The 11,297-nt window shown below is 60.7% G+C and carries 11 protein-coding genes; 5 read left to right on the top strand and 6 right to left on the bottom strand.

The genetic code is table 11. The features are described 5' to 3' along the window. Positions 1-12 precede the first annotated feature (12 nt). The 4 genes from frr to rpsB form a co-directional block, all read right to left on the bottom strand. On the bottom strand, positions 13-570 hold the full coding sequence (frr, locus tag ACZ5KU_RS06130) for a ribosome recycling factor (RefSeq protein WP_054058443.1): 558 nt from the start codon (positions 568-570) through the stop codon (positions 13-15). Beyond that, positions 567-1,310, bottom strand: a complete 744-nt coding sequence (pyrH, locus tag ACZ5KU_RS06125; protein WP_017906274.1) for a UMP kinase — start codon at positions 1,308-1,310, stop codon at positions 567-569. Before pyrH ends, frr begins: the two co-directional genes overlap by 4 nt. A gap of 202 nt (positions 1,311-1,512) precedes the next feature. Continuing rightward, positions 1,513-2,376 (bottom strand): translation elongation factor Ts, encoded by an 864-nt coding sequence (tsf, locus tag ACZ5KU_RS06120; RefSeq protein ID WP_054058444.1) that lies wholly within the window; start codon positions 2,374-2,376, stop codon positions 1,513-1,515. Between the two features lie 191 nt (positions 2,377-2,567). Beyond that, entirely contained in the window at positions 2,568-3,302 is a 735-nt protein-coding gene (gene rpsB, locus ACZ5KU_RS06115; RefSeq protein WP_017906276.1) for a 30S ribosomal protein S2, read from the bottom strand. Positions 3,303-3,698: 396 nt separating this feature from the next. Between rpsB and map the strand changes: the two genes are divergently transcribed. Genes map through dapC form a run of 3 tightly spaced genes read left to right on the top strand, consistent with a single transcriptional unit; the run spans position 3,699 to position 8,456 of the window. Beyond that, positions 3,699-4,481 carry a type I methionyl aminopeptidase gene (gene map / locus ACZ5KU_RS06110; protein ID WP_054058445.1) on the top strand — a complete coding sequence of 261 codons (783 nt, stop codon included), beginning with the start codon at positions 3,699-3,701 and terminating at the stop codon, positions 4,479-4,481. 22 nt (positions 4,482-4,503) lie between these two features. Continuing rightward, complete coding sequence (locus ACZ5KU_RS06105) at positions 4,504-7,206, top strand: [protein-PII] uridylyltransferase (protein WP_054061834.1); 2,703 nt, start codon at positions 4,504-4,506, stop codon at positions 7,204-7,206. A gap of 41 nt (positions 7,207-7,247) precedes the next feature. Next, positions 7,248-8,456 carry a succinyldiaminopimelate transaminase gene (dapC, locus tag ACZ5KU_RS06100; protein ID WP_416772003.1) on the top strand — a complete coding sequence of 403 codons (1,209 nt, stop codon included), beginning with the start codon at positions 7,248-7,250 and terminating at the stop codon, positions 8,454-8,456. Positions 8,457-8,504: 48 nt separating this feature from the next. On the opposite strand, the gene ACZ5KU_RS06095 is transcribed toward dapC, so the two are convergent. Beyond that, positions 8,505-9,455: a PDR/VanB family oxidoreductase gene (locus tag ACZ5KU_RS06095; protein ID WP_054061836.1), complete on the bottom strand. Its 951-nt coding sequence runs from the start codon at positions 9,453-9,455 to the stop codon at positions 8,505-8,507. Between the two features lie 142 nt (positions 9,456-9,597). Here ACZ5KU_RS06095 and ACZ5KU_RS06090 point away from each other — a divergent pair, with 142 nt between their 5' ends. Beyond that, positions 9,598-10,278, top strand: coding sequence for a helix-turn-helix transcriptional regulator (locus tag ACZ5KU_RS06090; protein WP_239687976.1), 681 nt, complete (start codon positions 9,598-9,600; stop codon positions 10,276-10,278). Here the strand turns inward: ACZ5KU_RS06090 and ACZ5KU_RS06085 are convergent. Continuing rightward, positions 10,258-10,485, bottom strand: coding sequence for a hypothetical protein (locus ACZ5KU_RS06085; RefSeq protein WP_239687977.1), 228 nt, complete (start codon positions 10,483-10,485; stop codon positions 10,258-10,260). The genes ACZ5KU_RS06090 and ACZ5KU_RS06085 overlap by 21 nt on opposite strands. A 145-nt stretch (positions 10,486-10,630) precedes the next feature. On the opposite strand from ACZ5KU_RS06085, the gene ACZ5KU_RS06080 reads away from it, so the two are divergent. Then, positions 10,631-11,230 (top strand): acyl-homoserine-lactone synthase, encoded by a 600-nt coding sequence (locus tag ACZ5KU_RS06080; RefSeq protein ID WP_054058451.1) that lies wholly within the window; start codon positions 10,631-10,633, stop codon positions 11,228-11,230. The last annotated feature ends 67 nt before the right edge of the window (positions 11,231-11,297 follow it).

Below are 11,297 nucleotides of genomic sequence, written 5' to 3'. Positions count from 1 at the left end.
GTGTCCTGACCCTTATACGGCCATCAGGTCCTTTTCTTTTTCTTCGGTGGCCTTGGCGATCTGGGCTTCGAATTCCTTGATCAGCTTGTCGATTTCAGCGCCGGCGCGGCGTTCTTCGTCTTCGCTGATTTCCTTGTCCTTGGCCAGCTTCTTCAGGTCACCCAGCACATCACGACGGATATTGCGCACCGCAACCCGTGCGTCTTCCGCGGCGGCACGCGCCTGCTTGGTGAAGCCCTTGCGGGTTTCCTCGGTCAGTGGCGCCATCTTGATCAGCAGCAACTCGCCCAGGTTGGTTGGGTTGAGGTTCAGGCCGGCACTGCCGATGGCCTTGTCGATGGCACCGAGCATGTTGCGCTCGAACGGCACGACCTGCAGGGTCTGGTTATCTTTCACCGTTACGTTGGCAACACCGCTCAAAGGCGTGTCGGTACCGTAGTAGGGGACCATCACGCTACCCAGGATGCTTGGGTGGGCCTTGCCGGTACGGATTTGGCCAAATGCGTGTGCCAGAGACTCCAGGGACTTCTGCATGCGCACCTGAGCGTCTTTCTTGAGTTCGTTGATCATTGTACGCCTTCCTCGACCAGGGTTCCTTCAGCGCCGCCATGTACGATGTTCAGCAGGGCGCCGGGCTTGTTCATGTTAAATACGCGCAACGGCATCTTGTGATCGCGGCACAGGCAGATAGCGGTCAGATCCATGACACCCAGCTTGCGATCCAGCACCTCGTCATAGGTCAGATGATCGAACTTCTCGGCATGCGGGTCCTTGAACGGATCTGCGGTATAGACGCCATCGACCTTGGTTGCCTTGAGCACCACGTCGGCATCGATTTCGATCGCCCGCAGGCAGGCTGCCGAATCCGTAGTGAAGAACGGATTACCGGTACCGGCCGCGAAAATCACCACTTCCTTGGAGTTGAGGTGGCGCATGGCCTTGCGGCGATCGTAGTGATCGGTCACACCAACCATGGAAATGGCCGACATCACGATGGCTGAGATATTCGCACGTTCCAGCGCATCGCGCATCGCCAACGCGTTCATCACGGTCGCGAGCATGCCCATGTGGTCACCGGTGACGCGATCCATGCCGGCAGCGCTCAGTGCGGAACCGCGGAACAGGTTGCCACCGCCGATCACCAGACCGACCTGCACACCGATACCGACCAGTTGACCGACTTCCAGCGCCATGCGATCCAGGACCTTCGGATCGATCCCGAACTCTTCCGAGCCCATCAGGGCCTCGCCGCTAAGCTTGAGTAGAATGCGTTTATAGCGAGCTTGATAACCACTGCCCTGCTGAGCCATTGCGAATCTCTCCTGCGGCGTTATAAAAATTCTTGCGAGCTGTTTTGCAGCCTGCTAACTCTAGCTTGGCGCTGCTACAGCGCCATCAGAACACAGCTTTGTAAGCCGGTTCCGACGAGAGAAAGAGAAAACCTTCCTCCCATTTGAAAAGAGGCTGCGCGCGTAAGCGGGCAGCCTCTTCGGGGCGACAGACGGGTCTGTCTTACTGCTTGGCGGCAGCTACCTGGGCAGCAACTTCTTCAGCGAAGTTGTCAACCGGCTTCTCGATGCCTTCGCCGACCTTGAAGTAGGTGAAGGAAACGATTTCAGCACCGGCTTTCTTGGCCAGTTCGCCAACCTTGACTTCCGGGTTCATGACGAAAGCCTGCTCGACCAGCGAGGCCTCGGCCAGGAACTTCGAGATACGACCCTTGATCATGTTCTCGACGATGTTTTCCGGCTTGCCGGCGATCTTGTCGGCGTTCAGTTGCAGGAAGACGCCCTTCTCGCGCTCGATGGCCTCGGCCGATACTTCCGACGGCAGCAGGAACTCAGGGTTCGAAGCGGCAACGTGCATGGCGATGTTCTTGGCCAGCTCGACGTCACCACCTTTCAGAACGACGGTTGCACCGATCTTGTTACCGTGCAGGTAGGCACCGACAACGTCACCTTCAACGCGCGCCAGGCGACGGATGTTGACGTTCTCGCCACACTTGGCAACCAGGGCCTCACGAGCGGCTTCACGCGAAGCGATCAGCGGAGCGGCGTCGGTCAGCTTCTGGGCGAAGGCTTCTTCCAGGCTTTCGCTGACGAAAGTCTTGAAGTCGTCCTGCAGGGCCAGGAAGTCGGTCTGCGAGTTCACTTCCAGCAGGACGGCGGCCTTGCCGTCGGTCTTGACGGCGATAGCGCCTTCAGCAGCGACGTTGCCAGCCTTCTTGGCGGCCTTGATGGCGCCCGAGGCACGCATGTCGTCAATGGCTTTCTCGATGTCGCCGCCGGCCTTTTCCAGGGCCTTCTTGCAATCCATCATGCCTTCGCCGGTACGCTCGCGCAGTTCTTTGACCAGCGCCGCAGTAATTGCTGCCATTTCAAAATTCCTCTTGGATAGGTTATCAACCATTCCACCCGATCGAACGGGCGTTCAATTCTTCCCGAATCACCCTTGTTAGCAGCTGCACATTACAGACGCTGTAGCGGCGCGCAGACAAATGGTTTTCGAGGTGGCAAAAAGGGGGCCAAGCCCCCTTTTTGCTTACTGAGTCAACGCCAGGGCGTCAATTACTCAGCTGCAGCCTGAGTTTCTTCAACGAAGACTTCAGTGCCGCCAGCAACGTTGTTGCGGCCACGTATAACGGCGTCAGCCATCGAACCCATGTACAGCTGGATGGCGCGGATGGCGTCATCGTTGCCTGGGATGATGTAGTCAACGCCTTCCGGGCTGCTGTTGGTATCGACTACGCCGATGACCGGGATGCCCAGCTTGTTGGCTTCGGTGATCGCGATGCGCTCGTGATCAACGTCGATGACGAACAGTGCGTCAGGCAGACCGCCCATGTCCTTGATACCGCCCAGGGAACGATCCAGCTTTTCCAGATCGCGAGTGCGCATCAGCGCCTCTTTCTTGGTCAGCTTGGCGAAGGTACCGTCTTCGGCTTGCACTTCGAGGTCGCGCAGACGCTTGATGGAAGCACGGATGGTCTTGAAGTTGGTCAGCATGCCGCCCAACCAGCGGTGATCGACGTACGGCGAACCGCAACGTACTGCTTCTTCAGCGACGATCTTGCCGGCGGAACGCTTGGTGCCGACGAACAGAATCTTGTTTTTGCCCTGAGCCAGACGCTCTACGAACGCCAGAGCGTCGTTGAACATAGGCAGGGTTTTTTCAAGGTTGATGATGTGAATCTTGTTGCGCGCACCGAAAATGTACTTGCCCATTTTCGGGTTCCAGTAACGGGTTTGGTGACCGAAGTGCACACCGGCCTTCAGCATATCGCGCATGTTGACTTGGGACATGATAGTTCCTTGATAAGTCGGGTTTGGCCTCCACGTATCCCAATGACCAACCGATCGGCAGCAAGGCCGAAGGCACCCAGGTCATCGTGTCGACACGTGTGTGGATTTAGGCTTTTCGGGGCTATCCCCGGAAAGCGGCGCATTTTATATCACAAGGCCGCTGAAAACGGAACCCGGATTCGCATATCCCGCCTGCAGCTTTTGCGCCACCCTTGGATTCGCGCCAGAATGCCCCATCCTTGTGAAGAGAAGCGATGCCCGGACGTCATGATTTGCTCCGTCCGTCTGTTAGAATCGCATTTTTCAGGGTTCCGGAAGGCAATACTCCGTTAACGGATGTTGCCGCCGTCGACCTTTTTCCGTGTTTACCTGCGCCTGAGCGCATAGAGAGCCCGTATGACCGTCACCCTCAAGACTCCCGAGGACATCGCCAAAATGCGCATCGCCGGGAAACTGGCCGCCGATGTACTGGAAATGATCGGTGAGCACGTCAAGCCCGGCGTCACCACCGAGGAGCTGGACCGCATCTGCCACGACTATATCGTCAACGTGCAGCAGGCCATCCCCGCCCCTCTCAACTACAAGGGCTTCCCCAAGTCGATCTGCACCTCGATCAACCATGTGGTCTGCCACGGCATCCCCAGCGACAAGCCGCTCAAGGATGGCGACACCCTGAACATCGACGTCACGGTGATCAAGGACGGCTACCACGGCGACACCAGCAAGATGTTCCACGTCGGCACCGTGCCGGTCTGGGCCGAGCGCCTGTCCCAGGTGACCCAGGAGTGCATGTACAAGGCGATCGAGATCGTCAGGCCCGGCTGCCGCCTGGGCGACATCGGCGAGATCATCCAGAAGCATGCGGAAAAGAACGGTTTCTCGGTGGTTCGCGAGTTCTGCGGCCACGGCATCGGCAAGGTATTCCACGAAGAGCCGCAGATCCTGCACTACGGCCGTGCCGGCACCGGCATGGAACTGAAGGCCGGCATGACCTTCACCATCGAACCGATGATCAACCAGGGCAAGGCCGACACCAAGGTGCTGGGCGACGGCTGGACCGCGATCACCAAGGACCGCAAGCTCTCGGCACAATGGGAACACACCCTGCTGGTCACCGAAACCGGCTACGAGATCTTCACCCTGCGCAGCGACGATACCATCCCGCGCACCTCTGCCTGATCCATTAAAGGAAACCCGAACGATGCCGCAGGTGGACCCCGAACTCTTCGACCGTGGCCAGTTCCAGGCGGAACTGGCCCTCAAGGCCAGCCCCATAGCGGCATTCAAGAAAGTCATCCGTCGCGCCCATGAGGTTCTCGACGAACGCTTTCGCAGCGGGCGCGACATCCGTCGACTGATCGAGGATCGCGCCTGGTTCGTCGACCACATCCTGCAGCAGGCCTGGGAACAGTTCGACTGGAGCGAAGATGCCGATATCGCCCTGGTGGCGGTTGGCGGCTACGGTCGTGGCGAACTGCACCCCTACTCGGACATCGACCTGCTGATCCTGCTGGACAGCGCCGATCATGAGATCTTTCGGGATTCCATCGAGCGCTTTCTGACCCTGCTGTGGGACATCGGCCTGGAAGTCGGCCAGAGCGTCCGCTCGGTGCAAGAATGCGCCGAAGAGGCGCGGGCCGACCTGACCGTCATCACCAACCTGATGGAAAGTCGCACCATCGCCGGCCCCGAGCGCCTGCGCGAGCGCATGCTCGAGGTCACCAGCACCGAGCACATGTGGCCGAGCAAGGATTTCTTCCTGGCCAAGCACGCCGAACAGAAGGCGCGCCACCACAAGTACAACGACACCGAATACAACCTGGAGCCCAACGTCAAGGGTTCTCCTGGCGGCCTGCGGGACATCCAGACGATTCTCTGGGTCGCCCGCCGCCAGTACGGCACCCTGAACCTGCGGGCGCTGGCCGGCGAAGGTTTCCTGGTGGAAAGCGAAAACATCCTGCTGGCCTCCTCCCAGGAGTTTCTCTGGAGGGTCCGCTATGCGTTGCACATGCTCGCCGGACGCGCCGAGGACCGCCTGCTTTTCGATCACCAGCGCAGCATCGCCGGACTGCTGGGGTTCCAGGGCGACGACGCCAAGCAGGCCGTCGAGAACTTCATGCAGCAGTACTACCGGGTGATCATGAGCATCGCCCAACTCAGCGAGCTGATCATCCAGCACTTTGCCGAAGTCATCCTCGCCCCGGAAGACGAAGCGCCGCCGCAACCGTTGAACTCGCGCTTCCAACTGCACGATGGCTACATCGAGGCGAGCAACCCGAACGTGTTCCGCCGCGCGCCATTCGCCATGCTGGAAATCTTCGTGCTGATGGCCCAGCAACCGGAAATCAAGGGGGTGCGCGCCGACACCATTCGCCTGCTGCGCGAACATCGCCACCTGATCGACGACGACTTCCGCAACGACATCCGCAACACCAGCCTGTTCATCGAGCTGTTCAAGTGCAGGATCGGCGTACACCGCAACCTGCGCCGGATGAACCGCTACGGCATTCTCGGCCGCTACCTGCCCGAGTTCGGCGACATCGTCGGGCAGATGCAGCACGACCTGTTCCACATCTATACCGTCGATGCGCACACGCTCAACCTGATCAAGCACCTGCGCAAACTGCAGTACACCCAGGTTTCCGAGAAATTCCCGCTGGCCGCCAAGCTCATGGCCAAGCTGCCCAAGCCCGAGCTGATCTACATGGCAGGGCTCTACCACGACATCGGCAAGGGCCGGCATGGCGACCATTCGGAACTCGGCGCGATCGATGCCGAAGCCTTCTGCAAGCGCCACCAACTGCCCGCATGGGACAGCCGCCTGATCGTCTGGCTGGTGCAGAACCACCTGGTGATGTCGACCACGGCCCAGCGCAAGGACCTGTCCGATCCGCAGGTGATCCACGACTTCGCACAGATCGTCGGCGACCACGTCTACCTGGACTACCTCTACGTGCTGACCGTCGCCGATATCAACGCGACCAACCCGACGCTGTGGAACTCCTGGCGTGCCAGCCTGCTGCGCCAGCTCTACACCGAGACCAAGCGCGCCCTGCGTCGCGGCCTGGAAAACCCGGTGGACCGCGAGGAGCAGATCCGCCAGACCCAGAGTGCGGCCCTGGACATCCTGGTCCGCAACGGCACCGACCCGGACGACGTCGAACAGCTCTGGACACAACTGGGTGACGATTACTTCCTGCGTCACACCGCCGGCGACGTCGCCTGGCACAGTGACGCGATCCTCCAGCAGCCGGCCGATGGCGGGCCACTGGTGCTGATCAAGGAAACCACCCAGCGCGAATTCGAGGGCGGTACGCAGATCTTCATCTACGCCCCGGACCAGCACGACTTCTTCGCCGTGACTGTGGCAGCGATGGACCAGCTCAACCTGAACATCCACGACGCCCGGATCATCACCTCCAGCAGCCAGTTCACCCTCGATACCTACATCGTGCTGGACACCGATGGCGGCGCCATCGGCGACAACCCCAAGCGGGTCAAGCAGATCCGCGAAGGCCTGGCCGAAGCCCTGCGCAATCCCGACGACTATCCGACCATCATCCAGCGCCGGGTACCGCGCCAGCTCAAGCACTTCGCCTTTGCCCCGCAGGTGACCATCCACAACGACGCCCAGCGCCCGGTGACCGTGCTCGAACTGAGCGCCCCGGATCGTCCCGGCCTGTTGGCACGGGTTGGAAAGATCTTCCTGGAGTTCGACCTGTCGCTGCAGAACGCGAAGATCGCCACCCTGGGCGAACGGGTGGAGGACGTGTTCTTCATCACCGACGCGCAGAACCAGCCGCTGTCCGACCCGCAACTGTGCAGCCGTTTGCAGGACGCCATCGTCGAGCAACTGAGCGTCACCTCCGAACCGACTGTCGAACTGACCCGCCTGAGTATCTGACGGCGGGCCATGAACCTGATTCCGATTGAGAGCCGTACCCGATGAACAACGCGTTGAACCAGTTGCAACCCTACCCGTTCGAGAAACTGCGCGCCCTGCTCGGCGGCGTCAAACCCGCCGAGGACAAGCGTCCGATTGCGCTGTCCATCGGCGAACCCAAGCACCGCTCGCCAAGCTTCGTCGCCGAGGCACTGGCGGCCAACCTGGAGCAGATGTCGGTGTACCCGACCACCCTGGGCATCCCGGCCCTGCGCGAGGCGATCGGCACCTGGTGCGAGCGTCGCTTCAACGTACCGAGCGGCTGGATCGACCCGGCGCGCAACGTGCTGCCGGTCAATGGCACCCGCGAAGCCCTGTTCGCCTTCACCCAGACCGTGGTCAATCGTGGCGAAGACGCGCTGGTGGTCAGCCCCAACCCCTTCTACCAGATCTATGAAGGTGCCGCCTTCCTGGCCGGGGCCAAGCCACACTACCTGCCATGCCTGACCGGAAACGGCTTCAACCCGGATTTCGACGCCGTGCCCGCGGACATCTGGCAGCGCTGCCAGATCCTCTTCCTCTGCTCGCCAGGCAACCCGACCGGCGCACTCATTCCCCAGGCGACCCTGGAAAAACTGATCGCCCTGGCCGACGAGCATGACTTCGTGATCGCGGCCGACGAGTGCTACAGCGAACTGTACTTCGACGAGCAGACGCCGCCACCCGGCCTGCTCAGCGCCTGCGTGGCCCTGGGCCGCAAGGACTTCAAGCGCTGCGTGGTGTTCCACAGCCTGTCCAAGCGCTCCAACCTGCCCGGCCTGCGCTCCGGTTTCGTCGCCGGTGACGCCGATATCCTCAAGGCCTTCCTGCTGTACCGTACCTACCACGGCTGCGCGATGCCGGTGCAGACCCAACTGGCCAGCGTCGCGGCCTGGAACGATGAAGTCCACGTCCGCGCCAACCGTGCGTTGTACCGGGAGAAGTTCGACGCGGTGCTGGAGATTCTCGCGCCCGTACTGGATGTGCAACGGCCGGATGGCAGCTTCTACCTGTGGCCGAATGTGCAGGGCGACGATGCCGAATTCTGCCGTGACCTGTTCGCCGAGGAACACGTGACCGTGGTGCCGGGGTCCTACCTGTCCCGCGAGGTCGACGGCGTCAACCCGGGCGCCGGCCGGGTGCGCATGGCCCTGGTCGCGCCGCTGGCCGAGTGTGTCGAGGCGGCGCAGCGGATCCGCGCCTTTATCGAGCGTCGCCAGGGCCAGGCGTAACAGGCCAGGGTGCGGGCGGGCCTGCCCGCTCGCACCGCACCCGGCGAGCTAGATGTCCAGCACCAACCGGTCGGACTTGCAGCCCGACACGCAGAGCATCATGGTCCTGCCCGAGGCCCGCTCGGCAGGGCTGAGCACGAAATCGCGGTGATCAGGCGTCCCCTCCAGGACCACGGTTTCACAGGCCCCGCAAACGCCCTCCCGGCAACTGTAGGAAAGACTCTGCCCCGCAGCGATCAGCGTATCCAGCAGGCTGCCCTTTCCATCATGGTAGAGCTGCTTCGCGGAACGCGAGAGCACCACTTCAAAGCCACCGGCCCCACCAGACACCGGCAGTGCCGCGCCGCTGAAGCGCTCCGTATGGCCGTGCTCGATACCCAGCACCGTGCAGGCACGCTCGAACGCCTCCAGCATCGGCCCGGGGCCACAGCAATAGAAATGCGTGTCGCGAGGGTAGCCGCGCATCAGGGCCTCAAGGTCCGGAGCCCCGCCCTGCTGGTCATCGAAGTGGTAGTTCACCGAGCCGGGCAGGCTCTCCAGCTCGCCCCGAAACGCCACGTCCGCCGCCGAGCGCACGCAATACAGCATGTCGACGGCAGCCCCCTTGCCGGCCAGGTGCCGGGCGATGCTCAGGAGCGGTGTGATACCGATGCCGCCAGCGATGAAAACGGCCCGGCTGGCACTGCCTGCCGGGAAATTGTTGCGCGGCGCCGAAGCCTTGAGCAGCCCACCCACCCGCAGGTGTTTATGAATGAACGCCGACCCTCCGCGGCTCTGACGATCATGGAGTACGCCGAGACGGTAGTGACTGAGGTCCGTCGGGCAACTCACCAGCGAATAGCTGCGCACCAGCCCGTTGGGCAGATGCAGGTCGATATGGGCTCCAGCCTCGAATGCCGGCAGGTGCCCGGGGCCGACCGGCGCCAGGTCTATCGAGACGATGCTGGGGGTTTCCCGGGTGATGTTCCTGACGCGGACGGTCTGAAGGCTGGCGTTCATAACAACTTCCTTGTATATATCGAGGCATAGAGGCTATTGACCTCGTTTGGAGCGGCCTCTATCTCTGACAAAAATAATGATTCACCGATACCGGATTTTTTCTATGCTACTTATGGATGAATGTATAGAGCTGTTAAGTGCAATGGATGCACGCACCTGGTTCCAGTCGCTTGTTCTATCCGTGCAGAAACTCGGATACAGTCAGGTCCTGTATGCCCTGAAACCCAACAAGGAGGCACAGAACAGTACGGCACAGATCATGAGCAACTTTCCAGAATCCTGGCGAAGCCTTTATGATAACGAGAATTACTCCAGTATCGATCCTGTCGTTTCCCATAGTTTCTCATCCTCGCTTCCCATTCTCTGGGAAGACAAACTCTACAAAACCAAAAGAGAAAGGGAGTTCGCCGAAGAAGCCCGGCGGGCCGGACTCAGCCAGGGTCTGACGCTGCCCATCCACGGGGCCCAGGGCCAGGTCGGCATGCTCAGCCTGAGCTGCGAATCGATGCCGCAAAACGAGTACTCACAAGTCCTGCAACACAGCATCCCCGCAGCCAGCATGCTGCGTGACTACGCGGTAACGAGCGGCAGCAACTTCTTTCTCCAGAACTCCAACTCGAATACACCTCACCTGACACCTCGGGAACTGGAAATACTGCATTGGGCATGGGCCGAAAAAACCACCTGGGAAATTGGCAAGATTCTCAGCCTGGCAGAGCCCACCGTCGAATTTCACTTCAAGAACATTCGCCGCAAACTCAATGTCAGCTCCAGGCGGCTCGCCGTGGCCAGAGCCATACAACTAGACCTCATGACGCCCTAGGCCACCCTCACGGGCCGACACGGAGAGCAGATCGTTGTCATCGATCCGGCCAGCCACATACAGGCTGAGCAGCACCAGCAGGCTGGCCGAACCGTTGCCCCCACACTCCAGCCGGCTCGCGGCCGGCTGGCTCAACCCGAACAGGCCCCAGAACGCCTCCTGGCTCTTGCCCAACTGCAACCGCAAGGCAACGGCCTGCCTGATCAAACTTCGCTCCACCCTCATTTCGGCGCCTTCGCAGGGAAACCCAGACGATATTCGACTCCCGCCCGGCCAGCCACCTATCAGATTGATAGGCTACTAATTATCCACACTGGATATATAAATACCTCGTCTTTTCGAGGTAACTTCCATGAATATAGCCATTGATAAAAGAAACAACTTCGACGATATATGCCTGGAAAAAATGCATATCCTGAGAGCCAAGATATTCCGCGACAAGAAAGATTGGGATGTCAGTGTCATCGGTGGCATGGAGATTGATGGCTACGATGCACTGAACCCCTATTACATGATCCTGCAGGATGCCGGCCTGGATGAAAGTGTCCGCGGCTGTTGGCGACTCTTGCCCACTACCGGCCCGAATATGCTGGCCGATACTTTCCCGGAACTTCTGGCAGGCGCCCCGGTTCCCTGCGCGGAGGACACCTGGGAACTCAGTCGCTTTGCCATCTGCCAGCAGGGCGGTCGCTCCTATGCATTTTCCGAGCAGTCGCTGATCGCTATACGGGCGGTCGTCCACTTTGGTGTCGAGCGCGGCCTGAAGCGATTCGTCACGGTGACCACGGTGGGCGTCGAGAAACTGCTCATTCGGCTCGGCCTGGATATCCGGCGACTGGGCCCGGCCAAGACCATCGGTGTGGAACGCGCCGTTGCGCTGTCCATCGCCCTGAACCGGAAAACGCTGGACGCCCTGGAGAAAACCGAGGCCGCGTCCAACCTGTCAAACTGATAGGTTGTCCCGCCCACGGATTGATAGATGATTTGCCCCCACACCGGGCCCGTCCCGGTTGCCACCA

The sequence above is a fragment of the Pseudomonas sp. Tof1 genome (assembly GCF_055390395.1).
This window is presented reverse-complemented; position numbering and strand designations above follow the sequence as displayed.

What these genes read in the sequence shown, in the direction of transcription:
- frr (WP_054058443.1), bottom strand. Translation starts at nt 570, where the DNA reads ATGATCAACGAACTCAAGAAAGACGCTCAGGTGCGCATGCAGAAGTCC.
- pyrH (WP_017906274.1), bottom strand. Translation starts at nt 1,310, where the DNA reads ATGGCTCAGCAGGGCAGTGGTTATCAAGCTCGCTATAAACGCATTCTA.
- tsf (WP_054058444.1), bottom strand. Translation starts at nt 2,376, where the DNA reads ATGGCAGCAATTACTGCGGCGCTGGTCAAAGAACTGCGCGAGCGTACC.
- rpsB (WP_017906276.1), bottom strand. Translation starts at nt 3,302, where the DNA reads ATGTCCCAAGTCAACATGCGCGATATGCTGAAGGCCGGTGTGCACTTC.
- map (WP_054058445.1), top strand. Translation starts at nt 3,699, where the DNA reads ATGACCGTCACCCTCAAGACTCCCGAGGACATCGCCAAAATGCGCATC.
- ACZ5KU_RS06105 (WP_054061834.1), top strand. Translation starts at nt 4,504, where the DNA reads ATGCCGCAGGTGGACCCCGAACTCTTCGACCGTGGCCAGTTCCAGGCG.
- dapC (WP_416772003.1), top strand. Translation starts at nt 7,248, where the DNA reads ATGAACAACGCGTTGAACCAGTTGCAACCCTACCCGTTCGAGAAACTG.
- ACZ5KU_RS06095 (WP_054061836.1), bottom strand. Translation starts at nt 9,455, where the DNA reads ATGAACGCCAGCCTTCAGACCGTCCGCGTCAGGAACATCACCCGGGAA.
- ACZ5KU_RS06090 (WP_239687976.1), top strand. Translation starts at nt 9,598, where the DNA reads ATGGATGCACGCACCTGGTTCCAGTCGCTTGTTCTATCCGTGCAGAAA.
- ACZ5KU_RS06080 (WP_054058451.1), top strand. Translation starts at nt 10,631, where the DNA reads ATGAATATAGCCATTGATAAAAGAAACAACTTCGACGATATATGCCTG.